Below are 23,536 nucleotides of genomic sequence, written 5' to 3'. Positions count from 1 at the left end.
CCGCCCCGCCCGTCACATCCCGCCCGGCGTCACGCCGTCCCGTTCGTCCGGAAGGGGCATCTCCGCCCAGATGATCTTGCCCGTGCCGGTGTAACGGGTGCCCCAGTGATCGGTGAGCTGGGCCACCAGCATCAGGCCGCGGCCGCCCTCGTCGAGGATGCGGGCCCGGCGCAGATGCGGGGCGGTGCTGCTGCCGTCGGCGACCTCGCAGATCAGCGTTCTGTCCATGATCAGCCGCAGCTGCACGGGCGGGGCGGCGTAGCGGATGGCGTTGGTCACCAGTTCGCTGATGACGAGTTCGGCGACGAAGACCAGCTCGTCGAGTCCCCAGGCGCGCAGTCGCGCGGTCGCCAGCGCCCGGGTCTCGGCGACGGCGGCCGGATCGGCGGCGATGTCCCATTGGGCGACGGCTCGCTCGTCCAGCGCGCGGGTGCGGGCGATGAGCAGCGCGACGTCGTCGGCGGGCCGCCGGTCGGAGAGCAGCTCCTTGAGGATGTTGTCGCAGCTGGTCTCCAGCGACGGCACCGCGGCGTCCAGCGCCGTGCGCAGGACCCGCAGACCGGTGTCGACGTCCCGGTCGTGCCCCTCGACCAGGCCGTTGGTGTAGAGCGCGAGCAGGCTGCCCTCGGGGAGCGGCACCTCGACGGACTCGAAGGGGTGCCCGCCCAGGCCCAGCGGCGGACCGGTGGGCAGCTCGACGAAGTCCGCCGTGCCGTCCGGGGTCAGCAGGGCGGGCCAGGGGTGCCCGGCGCTGGCCAGCGACCAGACGCGGGAGACCGGGTCGTAGACCGTGTAGAGGCAGGTCGCCCCGAGGTCCGCGGTCGGCGGCTCGGCCCCGGTCTCCAGCCCGGTGCTGAGGCGGATGACCAGGTCGTCCAGTTGCGCCAGGAGTTCGTCCGGGGGCAGATCGACGTCGGCGAGCGTGCGCACCGCCGTGCGCAGCCGGCCCATCGCGGCGGAGGCGTGCAGCCCGTGACCGACGACGTCGCCCACGACGAGGGCGACGCGGGCGCCGGACAGCGGGATCACGTCGAACCAGTCGCCGCCGACGCCTGCCCGCGACACCGCGGGCAGATAGCGCCCGGCGACCTCCACGGCGGCCTGCTCGGGGATGCCCTGGGGCAGCAGGCTGTGCTGGAGGGCCAGCGTGGTGGTGCGCTCGCGGGTGTAGCGGCGGGCGTTGTCGATGGCGACGGCCGCGCGTGCCGCCAGCTCCTCCGCGACCCTCAGATCGCCCTCTCCGTACGGCGGCAGGGCCGGGTCGTTGCGGGTGAGCAGGGCGACGCCGAGGTTCACCCCCCGGGCCCGCAACGGCACCGCGATCATCGAATGAGGGTGGTTCCGGCGTACCCAGGTGGCGCGGGCGGGGTCCTGCGCCAGCCAGCGGGCGACCTCCGGGTCGGTCACCCGGTAGGCGCAGCCGCGGCCGGTGGCCAGGCACCGTGCGAGCGGCGAGACGTCCGGGTACCGGACCAGGTCGCCCGTCGTGACGACGGTCGGCGCGGCGGAGCGGACCGCCGTGCGCCGCAGCTCCATGGTGCCGTCGAGGGGGAGCGGCGCGGGCTCGTCGCCCTGCAGCACGGCGTCGAGGAGTTCGACCGAGACGAAGTCCGCGGCGCCGGGTACCGACACCTCGGCCATCTCCTGTGCGGTGCGGATGACGTCCAGGCTGCTGCCGATCCGCCTGCTGGCCTCGTTGAGCAGGGCCAGCCGTTCGCGGGACACGGACTGCTCCGAGAAGTCGAGCGCGGAGACGTAGACACCGCGCACGGCGCCGTCCGGGTCCTTGAGCGGGAACACATGGACGATCCAGGCGTGCGCGTACTGTTCTCCGGGCACGCGCGCATGGGTCTCGAACCGCTCCGGCACTCCGGTGACCGCCACGCGCTCCACGGCACGCCCCGACATCTCGAACGCCGGGTCGGTCAGATGGTCGGCGATCAGGCGTCCCCGGAGATCCGATTCCGTCGCGTTCATCTGCTGCTCCATCGGGGCGTTGAGCCGCAGGAACCGGCCCTGGGTGTCGTGGATGGCCAGGGCGAACGGGGACTGGTAGAAGGCCCAGCGCAGGAGCCGGTCCTCGGCTCGTACCGCCTCCTCGTGCCGCCGCGGGACAGGCTTCGCGGCGGAGCCCGGTTCGGGCGCTGTCGCGGTCACCTGATGCCGTGCGGCCTCCACGAACCAGCCGGTGCCCCCTTGCGCGGTGGTCAGCGGGCGGATGCGGAGCAGGCAGGCCACCGGGGCGCCGTCGCGGTCGCGGAGCACCGCCGGGCCGGTCCAGGGCCGCCGCGCGGCGAGGCTCTCCCGGGCCGGGTCGGGCAGGGCGGACGCGAGCAGTGCCGTCGCCGGCCGGCCCACGGCCTCGGCGGCGGAGTAGCCGAGCAACCGCCGCGCCCCGGGGCTCCAGGCGGACAGCGCACCGTCCGGGGTGGTCGTGGCGATGGCGTCGTCGGCGGCGAAGGGGTCCCCGGGTTCGGCACGGTCACTGGTCGCCGGTCCAACCATGATCGATCATCTGCCCTTCGGAGCCCTTTCCTGGCATCCTCACCGCTCTCAGGATCTCCCAGGTGATCCGTGTCGGCCAGGCTGCCGGGGTTCGGTGCCACCACCTGTGCGGTGAGGGCGTGGCGGACCTCACCACCGGAATGGTTCATCCTTCAACAATTTGGGGCTAGGGTCTCAAGTGCCTGACGAAAGGCGTGGTCCGTGACGTTGCCCGGCAACGTCGCGGGGTGAACAAGGAGAAGAAATCATGGGCAAGAGGACTGTGCGCCCGCTCGCCGTCGCGATCGCCTCAGCCGCCGCGGTGGCTGGCCTCCTCGCCGCCGGGGGCCCCGCCTCGGCGGTGACGCAAGCCCCCGGCGCGCCTCGGTCCGCGGCCGTCTCCGCCGTCCGGACGGCCGACGACCACACCGACATCCGCCGTCAGTGGGTCCTGGACCAGCTCCGCTGGGCCGGCGAGCACGGTTACCTCCACCTCGACCCCGAGCCCCAGGGCCCTTCCGGCCGCTGAGGGACCTGCCGCGCCTGTGCGGTGGGGGTTCTGGACAGCGGGGGCGGCGTCCCGGCCGCTCCAAGGGACGGCAGCGGCCGTCACACCGGCCGCCGCCCCCGCGCCCGTCTCCGTGAACCGGCCGCCGAACGGAAGTCCGCCCCGGAGTCATGGGCGCGACTGGGCCTTCCGGGCCGCGTGCCGGGAGGGCTCGCGTCCGCCGGCCCGTCGGGGATGACGGACCTCCGGCCGGGCAACTCGCCGCTCCCACGGGCCCGGTGACGGGCGGTGAGTCGCATTACTGGCGCGTACGTGTCAAAAGTTCACCAGGGTGGTGGAATATCGCCCGCTCCTGTGATCAGGTCTCCTGCGTCGGCAGAACCGCATGCCTGTTCAGGGAGGCCTGGTGTCCCAAACACCCCGCAGAAGACGGTGGTTCACCGTCTGTGCGATCACCGCGTCGGCCGCGCTGGTGGCGATACCCTCGTCCGCCGCCGGCCGCTCGGCGAGCCCCTTCGGTGTCCGTGCCCTCGACCAACTCGCCAAGGAGCGGACGCAGTCGGTCGGCGCCATGTCGCCGCACCTGTCCGCGGACGACGACGACGGCAACGAGGCGGACGAGATCGCCGAGGGCGCGGACCAGTACGCCGAGGCCCGCACCTCGCCCGGCATCGTCGCACCGGGCGCGTACGGCGCCGCCTGGGGTGACCTCGCCAAGCTGAAGAGCACCGGCGGCGACTGGCGCAATATCACCGACCTGCCGTACAACTCGGACGACCCGCGCTACCGCGACTACGACTCCAACTCCAGCGGCGGTTCCGGCAACGTCACCGGGCGCATGGCCGCCGTCGCTGCCGACGACGACGGCTATGTCTACGCCGGCAGCGCGGGCGGCGGCGTGTGGCGCTCGCACACCGGGGGCGGCGACTGGCAGCCCATCAGCGACGACCTGCCCTCCCAGTCCACCGGCGCCCTCGCGGTCGACGACGACGGCCGGCTGTGGCTGGGCACGGGTGAGGCCACCACCAACTCCGACGCCTACCTCGGCAGCGGCGTCTACGTGCTCGCCCACCCGCACCACCAGCGTTTCTCCCGGCGCACTCGGGTCGGCGGCGACGAGCTGGAGAGCACCACCATCCACGAGCTGCGCTTCGGCGGCGGCAAGGTGTGGGCGGCCACCAGCGAGGGCGTGTGGAGCCACTCCACCAGGAACCTCGACGGCCCCTGGAAGCTGGAGTTCGCGCCCAACCCGGACTACCTGCCGAACGGCCCGAAGGCCGGTGACCCGTCGGCGGCGTACAAGAACATCGCCAACGACATCGCCATCGACCCCGAGGACCCCGGCAAGGTGGTCCTCGCGGTCGGCTGGCGCAGCGGCGACGACTACAACGGCTTCTACACCAAGGTCGACGGCACCTGGACACGGATCACCAGCGGCCTCGGCGACCTCCCGGCCGACCCGGACGACGTCGGCAACGTGACCTTCGCCCGCTCCGCCGACGGCTCCCGCTACTACGCCATCGACCAGTCCCCGGAGCAGCTCAAGACCAACCCGGACAGCGGCCTGGAGGGCATCTACGTCTCCAAGTCCGGCTCGCCGACCGGGCCGTGGACGAAGATCGCCGACTACAAGGGGCTGGCCGCCGACAACTCGGCGCTCGACTCCGAGGGCTACATGCCGGGCGTGCAGGCCTGGTACAACCAGTTCCTCGCCGTCGACCCCGGCGACCCGCAGCACGTGTACGCCGGTCTCGAAGAGGTCTACGAGACCAAGGACGGCGGCAACGACTGGTCCACGGTGGGCCCGTACTGGAACTTCACCTTCCCCTGCTGGAGCATCGACCCGGCCAAGCAGACCGGTGACTGCAACCAGACCACCCACTCCGACCAGCACGGCGTCGCCATCGGCAGCTACCACGGCAAGTCGTTCGTGTACGTCGGCAACGACGGCGGCATCTACAAGCGTCCGCTCAACGGCTCCCAGGACGCCTCCGGTCACGCCACCGACTGGACGTCCCTGAACGACGGCACCATCGACACCCTGGAGTACTACTCCGTCGGCATCGGCAAGGACCTCGACAACGGGGGCGTCTCCGTCACCGGCGGTCTCCAGGACAACGGGCAGTCGATCCTGCGCAGCAACGACAAGGTGATGGGCTCCAACTTCGGCGGCGACGGCGGCGACACCCTCACCGACCCCGCCAACGGCTGCAACATCGCCCAGGAGTACGTCTACCTCGCCGTGCAGGTCACCCAGAACTGCGCCGTGAACGACGGCAGCTGGGAGACCGACCCGAGCAAGGTGACGTCGTACTCCGTCGCCCCGCCCGACAACGCCACCGGAGAGGCCCGCTTCATCGCCCCGCTCGCCGCCGACCTGTCGGACAGCGACACCTGGGTCGCGGGCGGCCGGCACATCTGGGTGCAGCACCACGGCTACGCCATCCGCAGCGGCTCCGAGTGGACCAGCGCCCACGACCTCGGCAAGGGCCGCACCGCCACCGCCGTCGCCGCGTCCGGCGGCAAGGTCTACGCAGCCTGGTGCGGACCGTGCGACAGCGTGGGCTTCGCCCGCGGCATCGCCGTCGGCAACGCGGACGGCACCGGCTGGCACGACATCAACCTGCCCGTGGACGGCACGGTGCCCAACCGCTACCTCAGCGGATTCGCCATCGACCCGCACGACGCCGACCACGTCTACCTCACGGTCAACGGTTTCTCCCGGCACTGGACCGAGGGCCCCGGCGCCGGTGACGGCCACGTCTTCGAGTCCACCGACGGCGGCACCACCTGGAAGGACATCTCCGGCAACCTGCCCGACGTGCCCACCAACTCCGCGCTGGTGACGGCGGACGGCGGTCTCGCCGTCGCCACCGACCTCGGCGTCGTCCACCGGGCGCCCGGCAGCACCACCTGGAAGCGCGTCGGTGACCTGCCCGCCGTCGCCGTGCTCCAGCTCAGGACCAGCCCCGACGGCGGCACGCTGTACGCCGCCACCCACGGCCGGGGCATCTACACCATCGAGGTGCGCAAGCTGCACTGACCGGTCGTACGAGCGGGGGAGGGGCGGCCGCACGGCCGCCCCTCCCCCCTGTCACGCGGGCGGTCCCGAGATGCTCCGCAGCGACACCGCCGAGGCCGGGGCCACCGCGACGCGGGCCCCGCCGGCCTCGGCCCACCAGTCGGCCCCGTCCTCGACATAGCGCAGCAGCACGCCCTCGCGGATCCCCCAGGGGCTGACCACGGCCCGGCGCAGCCCCATCAGCTTCAGCGCCGTGTGCCCGACGACGGCACCGGCCAGACTCTGCGCGGCACGCGGCGCGGACACGCCCGGCAGCTGGGCGCGTTCGGCGGCGGGCAGGGCGGCCAGGGTGCGCACGGCCTCCTTCAGGTCCCGGCGCACCAGCCGGCGCGGCTCGAACGGGCCGAACCGGCCGGGCGCGGCCCCGCACAGCCGGGCCAGCTGCTGGAACGTACGGGAGCCGACGGCCGCGGTGCGCGGGCTCTCCCACCGTATCCGCGCCGCCACATCCCGCAGCTCATGCCGGATCCGGCGGCGCAGCTCCTTCAACTCGGCCGCCCCGGGCGGGTCCTGGACGCCGAGGTACTCACGCGTCAGCCGGGCCGCGCCCAGCGGCAGCGACGCGGCGAAGTCCGGCAGCCGGCCCCGCCCGAAGGCCACCTCCAGCGAACCGCCGCCGATGTCGAGCAGCGCGAGCGGGCCCGCCTTCCAGCCGAGCCAGCGGCGGGTCGCCAGGAACGTCAGCTCGGCCTCCGTCTCGCCCGGCAGCGTGCACATCCGGATCCCGGTCCCGGACGCCACCCGCTCCAGCACCTCTTGGCGGTTCGGCGCCTCCCGCACCACCGCGGTCGCGAACGCCAGGGGGCCCGCGGCCCGCCACCGCAACGCCGTGTCACCCGCCTCGGCCACCGCCTCGACCAGCTGCTCCACCGCCTCCTCGGCGATGGTGCCGTCCGCACTCACCCGTTCGGACAGGCGCAGCTTCCACTTGACGGTGTGCACCGGCAGCGGAACACCCCCCTCCACATCCGCGACCACCAGTCGCACCGTGTTCGACCCCGCATCCACCAAGCTCAGCCGCATGGCCGGGTGCGTACCCAATCCACCGGCCAAAACGCCCGCACACGAGGGGCGGACTCGGGCACGGCCCATCCGCACGGATGGCTACCGGGGGCATATACGACACGTACCGGCGCGCGCCGCCGAACCGCCCGCCCCTGTCCGGATCCGGGCCCCGCCCGGCACCCCCGGGACGCCGCTGTACTTGGATGGTCGCCCACCACCGTCGGCACGGGGAGCGGCACATGACCGGTACGGCAGCGATCAGGGCACTGGTGATCGGCGGCGGCATCGCGGGCACCGCCGCCGCGCTGGGCCTGCACAAGGCGGGCTGTCACGTCCGCGTGTACGAGGCGCACCCCGGCTCGGCCGAGGACATCGGCGCGTTCCTCACCCTGGCGAGCACCGGCATGCGCGCACTGGCCCAACTCGACGCCACGAGCGCCGTGACCGCCGTCGGTTTTCCGCTGACTTCGCTGCGCCTGATCGACGCCGAGGGCGCCGAACTGGCCCATGTGCCGCTCGGCGAGGTCGCCGAACCCGATCTGCGCTACCGCTGTCTGCGGCGCGGCGAGCTGAACGCCGCCCTCCAGGCCGAGGCGGCCCGGCGCGGCATCCGGCTCACCCACGGCGCCCGGCTGACGTCCGTGACGGACGGCCCGTACGGCGTCACCGCACGCTTCGCCGACGGCACCACCGCCACAGGCGACCTGCTCATCGGCGCCGACGGCCTGAACTCCACCGTCCGCCGCGTCCTCACCCCCGGCGTCCGCCCGGGCTACGCCGGCCAGCGCGTCTACTACGGCTACACGCCCGGCGCCCCGGGCGGCACGGGCAGCGGCGTGATCACCATGGTGCGCGGCAGCGCGAGCGCCTTCGGATACGCCGTCTCGCCGGCGGGGGAGGCGTACTGGTTCGCCCGCGTCGGCGAGGAACCGCTGCCCGGCCGCACCCCGGCCGCCCGGACCGCCGTCCCGCGCGAGCACCTGCTGTCCGTGCTGGAGAAGGACGCCACGCCCGCCGCCGCGCTCGTCGCCGCCGCGCCGGGCCCCCTCATGGTCACCAACGCCACCGAGATGCCGCTCGGCGCCACCTGGCACACCGGCCGCGTCCTGCTCATCGGCGACGCGGCCCACGCGGCCTCCCCGGCCACCGGCCAGGGCGCCTCGACGGGGCTGGAGGACGCGGTCGTCCTCGCCAAGGCACTGCGCGACCTGCCGGACGTGGCACGGGCGTTCGCCGCCTACGAGCGGCTCCGGCGCCCCCGTGTCGAGCACAACATCACCGTGAGCGGCGGCATCTCGCGCGGCACCCACGCTCCGGCCCGCCCCGCCGACCCGAACCACCGCCCCGACCACCAGGACGAGGAACTGGTCCGCCAACTCGCCTGGGACACACCGCTGAGCGAACGGAACTGACCGCCTGCCGCGCGAAAGTGCAAGAGGCGGCGCACGGGAGTCCATTGCCGGGAAACCGCCGTGGGCTGATCGTTCCGTGGGACCGGTCCTGTTCAATCCCTCTGGCAACTTGGAGTCCCCGTGCGACTCATGAGCAGAGCGGGCGGCGCCGTGGCCGCGGCCGCCGCCCTCGTCCTGGGCGGCGCCACCGCCACCCCGGCGTCCGCCGCCCCCGCCGCCTACCGCGTGACCGTCGGCAGCCCGGTGCCCTTCCCCAACCCCACGGACACTCCCGCGACCCCCTTCCTCGACAAGGACGGCACCTTCCACTACCAGCAGGCAGCCGCGCTCTACGGGGCCACCGACCCGCGCAGCTGGGACTTCTACACCGGCACCGACTTCGACACCGCCACCTTCGACCGCTCGCTGAGCAACGCGGTGAACCCGGCCAACCCGAACGACCGCAACGACGACACCACTTGGCGCTGCAACAACAGCCCCACCGGCCGCGAGGCCAGCTACGCCCCGGCCGGCTCGGGCTACGCCCAGAAGAACTACTGCGACCTCGTCGGGGTGTGGGTCGACCCGGACACCGGCGACTGGTACGGCCTGGTGCACAACGAGTTCACCCCGCAGCCCTTCGGCGACGGACTGCACTTCGACGCCATCGACTACGCCGTCTCCACCGACCAGGGCCACACCTGGACCATCAAGGACCACGCCCTCACGTCCCCGTACAGCACCGCGCGCGGGGACACCGCCGCCTTCCCCCACCAGACGTACGACTACGGCGACGGCGACCAGCGGCTCTTCGTGGACACCGCCTCCGGTTACTTCTACGTCTATTACGGCTCACGGATCGTCGACAAGAAGGGCGGCTGGAAGGCCTTCTACGAGCACGTGGCCCGCGCCCCGATCTCCGCGAAGATGGCTCCCGGCTCCTGGCGCAAGTGGTACGACGGCGCCTGGTCCCAGCCCGGCACCGGCGGCAAGGAGAGCAACATCGTCCCGGTCGACGCCGGCCACCCCACCGGCTACACCCCTGCCGCCGCCGAGTACGACCCCGCCACCACCGGCACCACCAGCGAGCAGATCGCGGCCGGCAAGACGCCCCCGACCTCCCCGCTGTTCGTCATGAACATCGCCTACGACGCCTACCTCGGGCTGTACATCGGCGAACCGCAGGCGGTCGACCAGAGCGGCACGTCACCGCAGTACCTCTACGCCACCGACGACCTCGCCACCCAGAAGTGGCACCTGCTCGGTGACACCGGCGACTACACGAACGCCTCCTGGTACCGCTGGTTCCTCGACGGTGTGAGCCGCACCGGTTCCTCGATCGTCGGCAGGACCGTCCGCTCGTACTGCGCCTTCGCCTGCTCGCACGACGCGGACGGCGAGTACGTCGACCTCACCCTCGACTCCACCACGCCCGCCGCCCCGCCCGTGGTCGCCGGCCGCCGCTACCACATCGCCTCCGGCACCGGCCGGATCCTCGTGCAGCGTCCCGGCGGTTCCGCCACCACCGCCGCCCCGCCCACCCCGACCGCCCGCGCGTCCTGGACCTTCGAGCCGACCGGCGACGGCGCCTACACGGTGACCAACGCGGCGACCGGCGGGCTGCTCGGCGTCGACTCCGGCACCACCGCCTCCCGCGCCTGGGGCACCAAGCCGGTGGTCACCGCCCGGCACGGCAGCGGCCCGGCCGTCGGACAGCAGTGGTTCCTCCTCCCGGACGCCTCCCCGGCCGGGACCCACCGCCTCGTCAACCGCTACAGCGGCCTGGTCCTCGGCCTGTCCGCCGACTCCGGCCGGCTCGCCGAGACCACCCCGGCGCGCACCTGGACCGACACCAGCGGCAGCGCCGTCGGCCGGGGCCGCACCGCCGCCGAGCAGACCCTCACGCTCGCCCCGGTCGGGAAGTAGAAACAGGGGACAACTGTGCGACCCGCGCGATCAGTTTGCGTAGGGTGCCGCCATGACGATCACCAACGGGGAATCCGACGCCCGCCTGGCCGTGACTGCGGCACGGGCGGGCGCCGCCGTCGTCCGCGACCTGTACGGCGGCCGGCTCGCACGGTACGAGAAGACCGAGGGCGACTTCGCGACCGAGGCCGACCTGGCCGCCGAACGGGCCATCCTGGACGTGCTGCGCGCCGCCCGCCCGGACGACGCCGTCACGGGCGAGGAGAGCGGCCGCAGCGGCGCCGCCGAAGCCCACCGCCGCTGGCTGGTCGACCCGCTGTGCGGCACCCTCAACTACGCCGTGTCCAGCATGCTCGTCGGCGTCAACGTCGCCCTGCGGGTGGGGGGCGAGGTGACCGCCGCGGCGACGGCCGACCCGTTCTCCGGCGAGGTCTTCTGGACCGACGGCGCCCGGGCCCGGCTGAGCACCGACCGCGGCGAGGAGGAGCTGGCCCCGTCCGCCGCCTCCGCGCTGGTGGACGTCAACCTCGACCCGCCGTTCCCCAACGCCCCCGGCTTCCGGGCGGCCCTCCTGCTCGCCGACCCGGGCTTCGCCGAGCGGTTCAGGCCCCGGGTGATCTCCAGCACCCTCGCCGTCGCCTGGGTGGCGGCCGGCCGCCGGGCCGCCTACGTCACCGACGGCCACCTCGCCGACAGCGTGCACTTCGCGGCCGGCATCGCCCTGTGCCGGGCGGCCGGCTGCACGGTGACCGGTCTGTACGGCGAGCCCGTGCACACCGGCGCGGGCGGGCTGGTGGCGGCGGCCGACCCGGCGACGCATGCCGCGCTGCTCGAACTGGTGCGGCGGCAGCGGGACTGACACCTCGTCGAAGTATTTGGCTCCCGAAGGCTTGTCGGCGGCTTGACTCACCACTTAAATCAAAACTTGAACTAAGGAGAGGGGTCGAGCCGTCGACCCCGCAGCCGCTTGGAGCCGCCCTATGAGAACACGTCCCACCCGCTGGAGAGCCCTGGGGGTCGCGATGGCCGCCATGGCCGCGCTCGTCGCCCTGCCCCTCACCCACACCCCGGCCGCCGCCGCCGAAACCCCCCTGTCCCAGGGGAAGACGGCCACCGCCTCCTCCACCGAGAACGCCGGTACCCCCGCCTCCGCCGCCGTGGACGGTGACACCGGCACCCGCTGGTCCTCCGCCGCCACCGACGACCAGTGGCTCCAGGTGGACCTCGGCGCCACCGCGTCCGTGACCCGGGTGGTCCTCGACTGGGAGACCGCCTACGGCAAGGACTACAAGATCCAGATATCGCAGGACGCCGGAACCTGGACCGACCTGAAGTCCGTCACCGGTTCCGACGGCGGCACCGACACCCTCGACGTGTCCGGACAAGGCCGCTACCTGCGCCTCCAGGGTGTGCACCGGGCGACCCAATGGGGCTACTCCCTCTGGGAGTTCCAGGTGTTCGGCTCGGCGTCCGGCAGCCAGGCCGGCTGCGGGAGCGCCAACGACGCCCAGGGGAAGCCCGCTTCGGCCTCGTCCACCGAGAACGCCGGCACCCCCGCCTCCGCCGCCTTCGACGGCGACACCGGCACCCGCTGGTCCAGCCAGGCCGCCGACCCGCAGTGGGTGCAGGTCGACCTCGGCTCCGTGAAGAGCATCTGCCAGGTCGCGCTGAACTGGGAGGCCGCCTACGGCAAGGACTTCCAGATCCAGACGTCGAACGACGGGCAGAGCTGGAGCACCCTGAAGAGCGTCACCGGCGCCACCGGCGGCGCCGCGTCGTACGACGTCAGCGGTTCCGGCCGGTACCTGCGGATCTACGGCACCGCGCGCGGCACCGGCTACGGCTACTCCCTGTGGGAGGTGGCCGTGCACACCACGAGCACCGGCACCCCGCCGGTCGTGGGCGGCGGCGACCTCGGCCCGAACGTCATCGTCGTGGACCCCTCCACCCCCGACCTCCAGCAGAAGTTCGACCAGGTCTTCGCACAGCAGGAGTCGAACCAGTTCGGCACCGGCCGCTACCAGTTCCTGCTCAAGCCCGGCACCTACAACGGCATCAACGCCCAGATCGGCTTCTACACCTCGATCTCCGGACTCGGCCTGAACCCCGACGACACCCAGATCAACGGTGACGTCACCGTCGACGCCGGCTGGTTCAACGGCAACGCCACCCAGAACTTCTGGCGTTCGGCGGAGAACCTCGCCATCACACCGTCCCACGGCGACGACCGCTGGGCCGTCGCCCAGGCCGCGCCGTTCCGCCGCATCCACGTCAAGGGCGGCCTCAACCTCGCGCCCAACGGCTACGGCTGGGCCTCCGGCGGCTACATCGCCGACTCGAAGATCGACGGCACCGTCGGCCCGTACTCCCAGCAGCAGTGGTACACCCGCGACAGCTCGATCGGCGGCTGGACCAACGGCGTGTGGAACATGACCTTCTCCGGCGTCCAGGGCGCCCCCGCCACCAACTTCGACACCGGCCCCTACACCACCCTGGACAACACGCCCGTCTCCCGTGAGAAGCCCTTCCTCTACCTGGACGGCTCCGCCTACAAGGTGTTCGTACCGGCCAAGCGCACCAACGCCCGGGGCGTGTCCTGGCCGGCGAACGCGGGCACCTCCATCCCGCTCGACCAGTTCTACGTCGTCAAGCCCGGCGCGACCGCGGCCACCATCAACGCGGCCCTCGCCCAGGGCCTCAACCTCCTGTTCACGCCCGGCGTCTACCACCTCGACCAGACCATCGAGGTCGACCGGGCCAACACCGTCGTCCTCGGCCTGGGCCTCGCCACCCTGGTCCCGGACAACGGCATCGACGCCATGCACGTGGCCGACGTGGACGGGGTCAGGCTGGCCGGCTTCCTCATCGACGCGGGACCGGTCAACTCCGACACGCTGCTGCGCATCGGTCGGCCCGGCGCGAGCGCCGACCACTCCGCCAACCCCACCACCATGCAGGACGTGTTCGTCCGCATCGGCGGCGCCGGACCCGGCCTCGCCACCAACTCGGTGGTCGTCAACAGCAACAACGTGATCATCGACCACACCTGGCTCTGGCGGGCCGACCACGGCAGCGGAGTCGGCTGGGACACCAACCGCGCCGACTACGGACTGCGCGTCAACGGCAACGACGTCCTCGCCACCGGCCTGTTCGTCGAACACTTCAACAAGTACGACGTCTACTGGAACGGCGAGCGCGGCCGCACGATCTTCTTCCAGAACGAGAAGGCGTACGACGCCCCGAACGCCGCCGCCATCACCCACGACGGCATCGTCGGCTACGCGGCCTACAAGGTCGCCGACTCCGTCACCAGCCATGAGGCGTGGGGCCTGGGCAGCTACTGCAACTACACGTCCGATCCGTCGATCGTGCAGGCCCACGGCTTCCAGGTGCCCACCGCCTCCGGCATCAAGATGCACGACCTGCTCGTGATCTCCCTCGGCGGCATGGGCCAGTACGCCCACGTCGTCAACAGCATCGGCGCACCCACCTCGGGAACCGGCACCGTCCCGTCCAAGGTGACCTCCTTCCCGTGACCTGCCCTGCCGCCCGGGACGCAACTCCTCCGTCCCGGGCGGCGGTTCGCCGCGGCGATCCCCCGTCACCGCCTCACTCCTCGGCGCGGCGCAGGTCCTCCCACGCCCGGCCGCGCAGCCCCGCGTCCCGCAGCACGTCCAGCCCGGTCAGGGCCAGCGCCTCCACGACGGCCAGGAGCACCCGGCGGGCTCGCTCGGAGGCCGCCGCCTCGGCGAACTCCGGGGTGTGGTCGGAGCCGTCCGGGTCCATGATCGCGACGAAGGGATGGATGGCGGGCACCCGCCCGCTGACGTTCCCGATGTCCGACGAGCCCAGATAGACCCCCGGAACCGGCGGGGTGAGCGCGATCCCCGCCTGCTCCAGACGCCAGGCGAACCGCTCGGAGAGCGCCCCGCTGTCCCGGAAGTGCTCGTAACGCACGCTCGCCCGGTCCACGGTGACGGTCGTACCGGTCGCCGCCGCCACCCCCTCGGCCGCCGTGCGCAGCTGCGCCGCGAGATCGTCGAGGGCGCCGGTGGTGAGCGCCCGCAGACCGAAGCGGCCCTCGGCGTACTCGGGCACGATGTTCGTGGCCGTGCCGCCGTGGGTGACGATGCCCTGCGCGTGGGAGCCCTCCGGCAGCCGCCGGCCGAGCGCCGACATCACGTTGAACAGCTCGATCAGCGCCGCGAGCGCGTCGATCCCCTCGGTCGGGTTCCCCGTCGGATGCGCGGCCCGGCCGCGGAAGGCGACCCGGTACTGCTCCTGTGCGGTCAGTGGCGCCCGCACCCAGTCGTACACCCCCGGATGGAACATCAGGGCCGCGTCCACCTCGTCGAAGAGCCCGGCCGCCACCTCGACCGCCTTGCCGCCGCGGCCCTCCTCGCCCGGCGTGCCCACCGCCAGCACCGTCCCCTCGCCGCCCGCCGACACCGCGTCCGCGACCAGCGCGGCCCCGAGACCCGCGGCGGCGATCAGATTGTGCCCGCAGGCGTGGCCGAGGCCGGGCAGGGCGTCGTACTCCAGGAGGAACGCCACCACCGGCCGCCCCCGCCCGGACCGGGCCGTGAACGCGGTCGGCAGATCGGCGACCCCCCGCCGCACCTCGAACCCCGCCCGCTCCAGCTCGTCCGCGAGCAGCGCCGCGGACCGGTGCTCGGCGAACGCGGTCTCCGGATCGGCGTGCAGCGCGCGGGCGACGGCCCACAAGGCGTCCGCCCGCCGCGCCACCTCCTCCCGGACGAGCCGCGCCTCCTCCTCGGGGGCGGCGCGCCCCACCTGCGGACCGGCAACGTTCTGACCCGACACAGGGCTCCTCCAACGGGCTCGCGGGACCTCCTGACGTGCCGCCCGGGTTCCACCCGTACGGGTCCCGACACCATCCGGGGTGTTTGGAGCACGTGGCCGGTGCAACACGGTGGTTGCGGCACCGACGGCTCAGGAGGACTGCATGGACCACTCGCGCGCACCCGTACTGGAAGCCCTTGAGGAGTTCCGGCGCCGGGGAGACGTCGTGTTCGGGCCACCGGGACACAAACAGGGACGCGGCGCCGACCCCCGGGTCACCGACGTCCTCGGCCTGGACGTCTTCCGCTCCGACGTGCTCAGCCTGAACGGCCTCGACGACCGGCGCCAGTCCCAGGGTGTGCTGGAACAGGCCCAGGAGCTGATGGCGGACGCCGTCGGCGCCGAACACGCGTTCTTCTCCACCTGCGGCAGCTCCCTGTCGGTGAAGACCGCCATGCTGTCGGTCGCGGGCCCGGGGGAGAAGCTGCTGCTGTCCCGCAACGCGCACAAGGCGGTCATCGCGGCGGTGATCATCAACGGGGTGGAGCCGATCTGGGTCCATCCCAAGTTCGACACCGAACGCCATCTGGCCCATCCGCCCGAGCCCGAGGACGTACGACGGCGGCTGCGCGAGCACCCGGACGCCAAGGGCATGCTGCTGATCACGCCGACCGACTGGGGCACCTGCGCCGACGTCCGCGGCGTGGCCGACGCCTGCCACGCGGCGGACGTGCCGCTCATCGTGGACGAGGCCTGGGGCGCCCATCTGCCCTTCCACCCCGGGCTGCCCGCCTGGGGCATGGACGCCGACGCCGACCTGGTGGTCACCAGCGTGCACAAGATGGGCGGCGCCATCGAGCAGAGTTCCGTCTTCCACCTCCAGCACGACCGGGTCGCCCCCGAGGTGCTCAAACAGCGCGAGGACCTGCTCGGCACCACCAGCGCCTCCTCCCTGGTCTACGGCGCGCTGGACGGCTGGCGCCGCCAGATGGCCGAACGGGGTCACGAACTGCTGGACGCCGCGCTGCACCGCGCCGAACGGATCCGGGCCGTGCTGCGCGAGTTCCCGGGGCTGCGGGTGATGGGCGGCGAAATCATCGAGGAGGGGCTGGCCGCCGAGTTCGACCCGCTGAAGATCGTCGTGGACGTGCGCGACCTCGGCATCAGCGGCATGCAGGCCACCGAATGGCTGCGCGTCCACCGCCACGTCGACATGGGCGGCTCCGACACCTGCCGGATCACCGCCTCCATCACCCACGCGGACGACGACGACACCGAGAAGATCCTGGTGGACGCGGTGCGCTCCCTGGTGGAGCACGCCGACTCCATCGAACGGCGGCCCCCGGTCCACCTGCCCGAGCCCCACGTGCTCGAACTGGAACAGGCGATGCTGCCCCGCGCGGCCTTCTTCGCCCCCGTCGAACACGTGCCCGCCGAACACGCCGCCGGACGTATCGCCGCCGAGACGATCAGTCCCTATCCGCCCGGCGTGCCGGTCGTGGCCCCCGGCGAGGTCATCACGGACGAGGTGGTGGACTACCTGCGCAGCGGAGTCGCCCACGGCTTCCTGATCTCGGACGCGGCGGACCCCTCACTGGACTCCTTCCGGGTCGTGGCCCGTACCTGACGGGCCGTACCGCCCCCTATGGCGAGGCGGCCCGCGGCCGCGCCTGATGGGCCGTCCCGAACTGCGCCGACGCGGGGCAGCCCCTAGGGTGTCGTATGCGGGCGGCCAGGCGCCGGCCGCCTCCTCGGGTCAAGAAACCGGCCCCTGACGAACACGCCCTCGGCAGGGGGGACTTGGCCCTGCCCGAACGGTCTCCGGGACCGGACCAGCGCGTCCGGCGGGCCAGCTGTCCCGGCAACTCGATTGGGAGACGGCCCGACTTCACCCCGACCGGAAATCCCCGGATTCCCGGTTTCGGACGCCCCGGCCCGGGGACCTCGGTACGGAACCCGGCCGACCTCTTCGATCCGGCTGTCCCCTGAACGTCACCCGGACCCGGCGCACCGGGCCGGCGGTGCCCCGGGCGTGGCCCCACGCACCGCCGACCGTCTCGCCGCGCCGGGCCCGACTCCGTGACCAGCGAAGGAAAAAGGTAGTGATGAGCGAGAAGAACCCCCTGAAGCGAGCGGCGGACGCCCTCAAGGGCGGCGGCGAGGGGCCGGAAGAGGGCATCCCCGGCAAGCCGGGAGCCGAGTCGCCGCCGGTCGCCGAGCCGACCGAGGCCCGCGAGCCGCTGCCCCCCAAGCCCGACCAGACCGGCCCGGACACCGTCTCGCCCACCGGCCAGCCCACCGGCGCCGACCAGGCCCGGATGGCCCAGAGCGGCAGCTACCTCACCACCGCCCAGGGCACCCGGCTCTACGACACGGACCACTCCCTGAAGGCCGGCCCCCGGGGCCCGGTCCTCCTCCAGGACCACCATCTGCGCGAGAAGGTGATGCACTTCGACCACGAGCGCATCCCCGAGCGCGTGGTGCACGCCCGCGGCGCCGGCGCCCACGGCATCTTCCGCAGCTACGGCACCGCGGCCAACGTCACCAAGGCGGCCTTCCTCGCCGAGGACGTCGAGACCCCCGTGTTCGTGCGCTTCTCCACGGTCCTCGGCTCGCGCGGCTCCGCCGACACCGTGCGCGACACCCGCGGCTTCGCCACGAAGTTCTACACCAGCGAGGGCGTCTTCGACCTGGTCGGCAACAACATCCCGGTCTTCTTCATCCAGGACGCGATCAAGTTCCCGGACGTCATCCACGCCGGCAAGCCGCACCCCGACCGTGAGATCCCGCAGGCGCAGAGCGCCCACGACACCTTCTGGGACTTCGTCACCCTGCACACCGAGGCCACCCACCACACCCTGTGGAACATGTCCGACCGGGGCATCCCGCGGTCCTTCCGCACCATGGAGGGCTTCGGCGTCCACACCTTCCGCCTGGTCAACGCGGCCGGCGAGACCACCCTGGTGAAGTTCCACTGGAAGCCGAAGCTCGGCGTGCACTCCCTGGTGTGGGAGGAGGCGCAGATCATCGGCGGTGTCGACCCCGACTTCCACCGCCGGGACCTCGCCGACGCGATCGAGGCCGGCGCCTACCCCGAGTGGGAGTTCGGCATCCAGACGTTCCCCGACACCCCCGACCAGACCTTCGAGGGCATCGACCTGCTCGACCCGACGAACATCGTCCCCGAGGAACTGGCCCCGGTGCAGCCCATCGGACTGCTCACCCTCAACCGCAACCCCTCCAACTTCTTCGCCGAGACCGAGCAGGTCGCCTTCCACGTCGGCCACCTCGTCCCCGGCATCGACATCACCGACGACCCGCTGCTGGCCGGGCGGCTCTTCTCCTACCTGGACACCCAGATCACCCGGCTCGGCGGCCCCAACTTCCCGCAGATCCCGATCAACCGGCCGCACGCGCCCGTCAACGACATGCAGCGCGACAGCTTCCACCAGACGGCCGTGCACCGCGGGGTGGCCCCCTACCGCCCCAACTCCCTCGACGGCGGCTGCCCGTTCACGGCGGGCGCCGACATGGGCGCCTACGTCGAGACCCCCGTACGGGTACCGGAGGCCACCAAGGTCCGCGAGGCCCCGGAGTCGTTCGCCGACCACTTCAGCCAGCCGCGCCGGTTCTGGCTCAGCATGAGCCCGGTGGAGCGCGAGCACATCATCGGCGCCTACACCTTCGAACTCGGCAAGTGCTACGAACAGGCCATCCGCGAGCGGGCGTTGCAGGTGCTGGCCAACGTGGACCCGGAGCTGTGCGCGGGCGTCGCCGCCGGACTGGGCCTGCCCGCCCCCGAGCCCACCGAGCCGCTCGCCGACGTCGCGCCCAGCCCCGCCCTGTCCCAGGTCGGGCACACCTGGCCCGTCGACGGCCGGATCATCGGCATCATCACCGGTGAGGACGGCGACCTCGACGGCGTGGCCGCGGTCCGCCAGGAGGTGCTCGACGGCGGCATGGTGCCGCTGGTCATCGCCCCCAAGGGCGGCAAGCTCGGCTCGGGCGGCGACGCCCTGACCGTGCAGCGGACCTACGCCACCGCGCGCTCCGTGGAGTTCGACGCCCTGCTGGTGGCCGGCACGCCCGGTGTCGGCGCCGACGCCTACGGCGCCCGCGACGCCAAGGCCGGCCTGCCGCACCCCCAGTCCACCCCCGACCCCCGGGTCGGGCTGCTGCTGGGGGAGGCATTCCGGCACGGCAAGGCCATCGGCGCCGCCAAGGGCGGCGAGAGCGCGCTGGAGGCGGCGGGCATCCCGCTCGACGCCCCCGGGGTGATCGCCGGTGACGGCGCCACCACCGTGCTCCAGGAGCTGGTCCAACTGCTCGGCGTGCACCGGGTCTGGGAGCGCTTCCCGTCCGCCGCCTGAACCGGGCGGCCGACGGCCGGCGCCGACGCGGGGTGGTTCCCTCCGAAGGGGGCCACCCCGTCGGCGTACCCGGAGAGGCGAACTCCCCGGCGGCCGGATGTGATGGTGCTGTCCCTTACGTCAACCAGTGAGGCAGATCCATGCGCATCCGCAGCATCGCCACAACGGCCGCTCTCGCGGGCGTCTTTGCCCTGGGCACCGCCGCCACCGCCTTCGCCGCCGACCCCGACCCGACGACCGGCACCGCCGTCGGCAGCCCGGGTGTCGCGTCCGGCAACGTCGTCCAGATCCCGGTCGACATCCCCGTCAACGTGTGCGGCAACACCATCAACATCGTCGGGCTGCTCAACCCGTCCTTCGGCAACACCTGCGCCAACGAGTGACGATGCGCCCGTGCGCCGGCTCCCCGCCCCGGGGGCCGGCGCACGGGCGGGTCAGGACACCGTGGTGCGGCACAGCAACAGGCAGATGTCGTCGTCGTGTTCGGAGTCGCGCAGCATCGGCCTCAGCAGCGCGTCCGCCGCCGAGTCCAGCTCGTCCAGCTCCGCCGTGCCGAGTCCGGCCAGCGCCCGCGCCAGCCGCTCGATGCCCGCGTCGATCCCGGCGGAGCGACGCTCCACCAGGCCGTCCGTGTAGAGCGCGAGCGTGGCGCCCGCGGGCAACTCCTCGTGGTGCTCCCGGTATTCGTGGGGCACCGGGACCCCGAGCATGACCCCCGGCTTCGCGTCCAGCACCCGCACCTCGCCCCCGGGGTCGCGCACCAGCGCGGGCGGATGCCCGGCCGCCGCCCACACCACACCGGGCTCGCCGGGCGTGATCCGGGCGATGGCACACGTCGCGTACAGCTCAGGCTGCTGGTGGCACAGCATCCGGTGCAGCAGGGTGAGGATCCGGGCGGGCCCGTTGCCCTCCACGGCGTAGGCGCGCAGCGCGGTGCGCAGCTGACCCATGATCACCGCGGCCCGCAGCCCGTGCCCGGTGACGTCCCCGATCACCGCCAGCACGCTCCCGTCGGGCTGCGGGAACGCGTCGTACCAGTCACCGCCGATGTTCAGCCCGTGCGTCGCCGGCAGATAGCGCGCCGCGAGATCCAGGCCACGGGTGGCCGGCAGGTCGGTGAGCTGCGCGCGCTGGAGCGCCTCGGCGACGTCCCGGTGCTGCTCGTACTGGCGCGCGTTGTCCAGTGCGATGCCCGCCCGCCGGGCCAGTTCCACCAGCATCACCGTGGTGTCCGGGTCGAACCGTTCGCCGGGCGCGGACAGGGTCAGCACGCCCTGCACCGTGCGCGCCCCGAGCGGCAGGCACAGCAGGGGCCGGTCCGGGCAGAGCGCGGAGGCCGGCAGGTCGTCCACGCCCGGGAGCCCGCCGGGGCGCGGGCCCGCGTGCTGCGGGCGCCCGGTGCGGGCCGCCAGCACCGTGGCCGCCGCCCGCCCGGCCGGCTGGGTGCGCTCGTCGTCCATCAGCCAGACGTCGACGTGCCGGGCGTACTCCGGGACGAGCAGCTTGGGCAGTCGGCGCAAAATGTCCTCGTGCTCCAGGGAGGCGTTGAGGGCGGCGCTGGCGTCGGCGAGGAAGGTCAGCAGCCGCCGCGCCTTCTCGGCCTCCGCGCGTGCCGTGCGCTCCGCGTCGAGGAGGTCGCGCTGTGCCAGCGCGGCGGCCTCCAGCTCGCCGTGCAGCGCGAGCACACCCTGGTTGGTCTGGTGCAGCTCCTCCCGGTGGAACCGCACCAGTTCCTCGGCCTCGTCCAGGCCCGCGAGCACGGCGGCGGTCTCCTCGCCCGCGCCGAGCAGTGCCTCGGCGAGCGCCGTCTCGTCCAGCCGGTCCAGCCGGGGCAGGGGCTGCGGCAGGGGAGAGGGGCAGGTCAGCGTGTGCCGCCAGGGCTGCGGCCCGGAGAGGTCGATGTGGAGTTCGGTTCCGTCGGCGGTCACGGCCAGGTGCTGCCGGTGACCGTCCCGGCAGGGGCGCAGCCGGGCGGTGACCTCGGCGAGGAAACGGGCGCGCGCCGTCGCGGGCACCCCCGCGTCCGTCGCGAGCCGTGCCAGCAGGGCACGGGCGCGGGCCGCGTCGGCGGTGCCGGCGAGGGGCCAGGTGTCAGTGGTCGCGGTCATCTGTGAGGGTCCGGCAGTAGGGGGCCAGTACGGCCACGCTGGTGTCGTCACGCGGGGGGCGGGCCGCGCTGCCCGCGTCCCGGAGGATCGCCGCGGCCAGGAGGGACGGGTCGTGGGCGAGCAGCCGGGGGTCCTCGGGGGGACTCCAGCGGCTGGGCAGCCCGTCACTGTGGAGCACGAGCAGACTGTCCCGGTGCCACGGCACCCGCCGCAAGGGGACGTGGGAGGGGAAGTAGGCCCCCACGATCCCCGGATGCGACAGCAGGGACGTCCACCTGTCCGCGGTGCGTAGCCGGGCGCCTATGTTGCCGACCCCGGCGAAGCCGAGTTCCGCGCGGTCCGTGTCCACCTGGGCGACGGCGATCGCGGCTCCCCGGGTGGGGCGCAGGGCCGTGTGCAGCCGCCGCAGCAGCTCCGGGGGCGGCAGATGCCCGGAGCGGGCCAGCTCCGCCACCGCCGCGGTGGACGCGTGCGCGGCCTTCGGGCCGTGCCCCAGGCCGTCGGCGAGCAGCAGCGTCACCAGTCCGCCGTGGCGTGCCCAGCCCCAGGCGTCGCCGCAGATCTCGGCCCGCCCGAGGGACACGGCGATGCCTCCCGCCGAGGCACCGCCGGGCGGGTGCGGCGGCGCGTGGCCACCGCCCGCCCGCTCGGCGTCGATGCGTGCCGTCGCCACCGTGCCCCGGCCCGGCGCACCGTACAGGTGGAAGGCGTCCGCGTTGCGCAGACAGCTGCCGAGGCCGGCGCCGAGGGAGGTCTCGGCGGCGGTGCTGCAGCCGTCGCGCAGCGCCGCCGCGACATCGGCGATGCCCGGCCCGTGGTCCAGTGTCCACAGCCGCACCGAGGCACCCGTACCGGCCGGCGCCGTCACGAGGTTGACCACCATGCTGCCGCCGCCCGCGTGCCGGAGCAGATTGGTCGCCAGCTCCGTGGCCACCAGCTCCCCGGCCGCCGTGCGCTCAGCGCTCAGCCCCGCCCGCGCGCACGCCTCCCGCACCGCCGTACGGGCGTCCCGGACCCGCGTGGAGTCGTGCACCGGGACCTCCCAGACCCGGCTCATCCCAACCCCGGGCGTGCCGAGGGCACCTGGGTCACCCAGGCCACGGCCGTGACGGTCGTACCCCGGCCCGGCTCGGTGTCCACGTGGAACTCCTGGACCAGCCGCTTGGCACCACTGAGCCCCAGGCCGAGGCCGCCGCCGCTGGTGTAGCCGTCGGTCATGGCCAGCTCCAGGTCGCGGATGCCGGGGCCCTCGTCGATGAACGACATCTTCAGCCCCCGTGCCCGCCCGTTGTCCAGCGGGGTGATCTCGGCGCGCCCGCCACCGCCGTGCACCAGGGTGTTGCGGGCCAGCTCGCTCGCCGCCGTGACCAGCTTCGTCTGCTGTACCAGACCGAACCCGAGACATGCCGCGCACTGCCGCACCTGCTGCCGGACCCAGGCCAGATCCGCGTCCGAACCGATGGGCACGCTCGTCGCGGACGCCTGGCCGGACGACTGCATCATCTCCCCCTCTGGGACAGCAGTTCCAGTGCCCGGTCCACGTCCAGCGCGGTGGTCAGACCGGGCAGCGTCAGCCCCAGCTCCACCAGGGTGATCGCGACCGCGGGACGCATCCCGGCCAGCACCGTACGGGCCGCCAGCAGCCGGGCGGTGGAGGCGATCTCCGCGAGCACCCGGCCCAGGAAGGAATCGACGATCTCCACTCCGGAGATGTCGATCACCACACCGGTCACCCCGGCCGTGGCGATGCGTTCGCTGAGGTCCTGCTGAAGTTGTTCCGCCATGCCGTCGTGCAGTTCGCCCTGGAGGGAGACGAGCAGGACGTCGCCCAGGGCGAGCACCGGGACGGGCGCCATGGG

The 23,536-nt window shown here is 73.1% G+C and carries 16 protein-coding genes; 9 read left to right on the top strand and 7 right to left on the bottom strand.

What is annotated here, in order from left to right; genetic code table 11:
• Positions 1–12 precede the first annotated feature (12 nt).
• Entirely contained in the window at positions 13–2,505 is a 2,493-nt protein-coding gene (locus HZZ00_RS21035; RefSeq protein WP_180327886.1) for a SpoIIE family protein phosphatase, read from the bottom strand.
• A 247-nt stretch (positions 2,506–2,752) separates the two neighbouring features.
• Here HZZ00_RS21035 and HZZ00_RS21030 point away from each other — a divergent pair, with 247 nt between their 5' ends.
• On the top strand, positions 2,753–3,013 hold the full coding sequence (locus tag HZZ00_RS21030) for a hypothetical protein (protein WP_180327885.1): 261 nt from the start codon (positions 2,753–2,755) through the stop codon (positions 3,011–3,013).
• 385 nt (positions 3,014–3,398) lie between these two features.
• Positions 3,399–6,035 (top strand): two-component regulator propeller domain-containing protein, encoded by a 2,637-nt coding sequence (locus HZZ00_RS21025; protein WP_180327884.1) that lies wholly within the window; start codon positions 3,399–3,401, stop codon positions 6,033–6,035.
• Between the two features lie 51 nt (positions 6,036–6,086).
• Here the strand turns inward: HZZ00_RS21025 and HZZ00_RS21020 are convergent, their stop codons facing one another.
• Complete coding sequence (locus tag HZZ00_RS21020) at positions 6,087–7,097, bottom strand: Ppx/GppA family phosphatase (RefSeq protein WP_180327883.1); 1,011 nt, start codon at positions 7,095–7,097, stop codon at positions 6,087–6,089.
• 221 nt (positions 7,098–7,318) lie between these two features.
• On the opposite strand from HZZ00_RS21020, the gene HZZ00_RS21015 reads away from it, so the two are divergent.
• From HZZ00_RS21015 to HZZ00_RS21000, 4 genes are all read left to right on the top strand, one after another.
• A complete protein-coding gene (locus tag HZZ00_RS21015; protein WP_180327882.1) occupies positions 7,319–8,491 on the top strand; it encodes an NAD(P)/FAD-dependent oxidoreductase in 1,173 nt (390 codons plus the stop codon).
• 129 nt (positions 8,492–8,620) lie between these two features.
• Positions 8,621–10,396, top strand: a complete 1,776-nt coding sequence (locus HZZ00_RS39125; protein WP_180327881.1) for an RICIN domain-containing protein — start codon at positions 8,621–8,623, stop codon at positions 10,394–10,396.
• Positions 10,397–10,448: 52 nt separating this feature from the next.
• Positions 10,449–11,255 carry an inositol monophosphatase family protein gene (locus tag HZZ00_RS21005; RefSeq protein WP_180327880.1) on the top strand — a complete coding sequence of 269 codons (807 nt, stop codon included), beginning with the start codon at positions 10,449–10,451 and terminating at the stop codon, positions 11,253–11,255.
• Between the two features lie 121 nt (positions 11,256–11,376).
• Positions 11,377–13,932: a discoidin domain-containing protein gene (locus HZZ00_RS21000; RefSeq protein ID WP_180327879.1), complete on the top strand. Its 2,556-nt coding sequence runs from the start codon at positions 11,377–11,379 to the stop codon at positions 13,930–13,932.
• A 73-nt stretch (positions 13,933–14,005) separates the two neighbouring features.
• On the opposite strand, the gene HZZ00_RS20995 is transcribed toward HZZ00_RS21000, so the two are convergent.
• A complete protein-coding gene (locus tag HZZ00_RS20995; RefSeq protein WP_180333640.1) occupies positions 14,006–15,190 on the bottom strand; it encodes an amidohydrolase in 1,185 nt (394 codons plus the stop codon).
• Between the two features lie 172 nt (positions 15,191–15,362).
• Here HZZ00_RS20995 and HZZ00_RS20990 point away from each other — a divergent pair, with 172 nt between their 5' ends.
• The 3 genes from HZZ00_RS20990 (at position 15,363) to HZZ00_RS20980 (ending at position 19,952) form a co-directional block, all read left to right on the top strand.
• Entirely contained in the window at positions 15,363–16,826 is a 1,464-nt protein-coding gene (locus tag HZZ00_RS20990; RefSeq protein WP_180327878.1) for an aminotransferase class I/II-fold pyridoxal phosphate-dependent enzyme, read from the top strand.
• 478 nt (positions 16,827–17,304) lie between these two features.
• Positions 17,305–19,569, top strand: a complete 2,265-nt coding sequence (locus HZZ00_RS20985) for a catalase (protein ID WP_180327877.1) — start codon at positions 17,305–17,307, stop codon at positions 19,567–19,569.
• A 140-nt stretch (positions 19,570–19,709) separates the two neighbouring features.
• Positions 19,710–19,952 (top strand): chaplin, encoded by a 243-nt coding sequence (locus HZZ00_RS20980; RefSeq protein ID WP_180327876.1) that lies wholly within the window; start codon positions 19,710–19,712, stop codon positions 19,950–19,952.
• Between the two features lie 51 nt (positions 19,953–20,003).
• On the opposite strand, the gene HZZ00_RS20975 is transcribed toward HZZ00_RS20980, so the two are convergent.
• The 4 genes from HZZ00_RS20975 to HZZ00_RS20960 are packed head-to-tail and all read right to left on the bottom strand — an operon-like array spanning position 20,004 to position 23,533.
• Entirely contained in the window at positions 20,004–21,677 is a 1,674-nt protein-coding gene (locus HZZ00_RS20975; protein ID WP_180327875.1) for a PP2C family protein-serine/threonine phosphatase, read from the bottom strand.
• Positions 21,661–22,734, bottom strand: a complete 1,074-nt coding sequence (locus HZZ00_RS20970; protein WP_180327874.1) for an ATP-binding SpoIIE family protein phosphatase — start codon at positions 22,732–22,734, stop codon at positions 21,661–21,663. The genes HZZ00_RS20975 and HZZ00_RS20970 overlap by 17 nt, the downstream gene beginning before the upstream one ends.
• Positions 22,731–23,177, bottom strand: a complete 447-nt coding sequence (locus HZZ00_RS20965) for an anti-sigma regulatory factor (RefSeq protein WP_180333639.1) — start codon at positions 23,175–23,177, stop codon at positions 22,731–22,733. The genes HZZ00_RS20970 and HZZ00_RS20965 overlap by 4 nt, the downstream gene beginning before the upstream one ends.
• Positions 23,177–23,533, bottom strand: coding sequence for an STAS domain-containing protein (locus tag HZZ00_RS20960; protein WP_070029930.1), 357 nt, complete (start codon positions 23,531–23,533; stop codon positions 23,177–23,179). The genes HZZ00_RS20965 and HZZ00_RS20960 overlap by 1 nt, the downstream gene beginning before the upstream one ends.
• Between the last annotated feature and the right edge of the window lie 3 nt (positions 23,534–23,536).

Source organism: Streptomyces sp. NEAU-sy36, assembly GCF_013423905.1.
GTDB classification, from domain to species: domain Bacteria; phylum Actinomycetota; class Actinomycetes; order Streptomycetales; family Streptomycetaceae; genus Streptomyces; species Streptomyces misionensis.
Note: the sequence above shows the minus strand (reverse complement) of the source record. Positions and strands in the feature narration are given on the sequence as shown.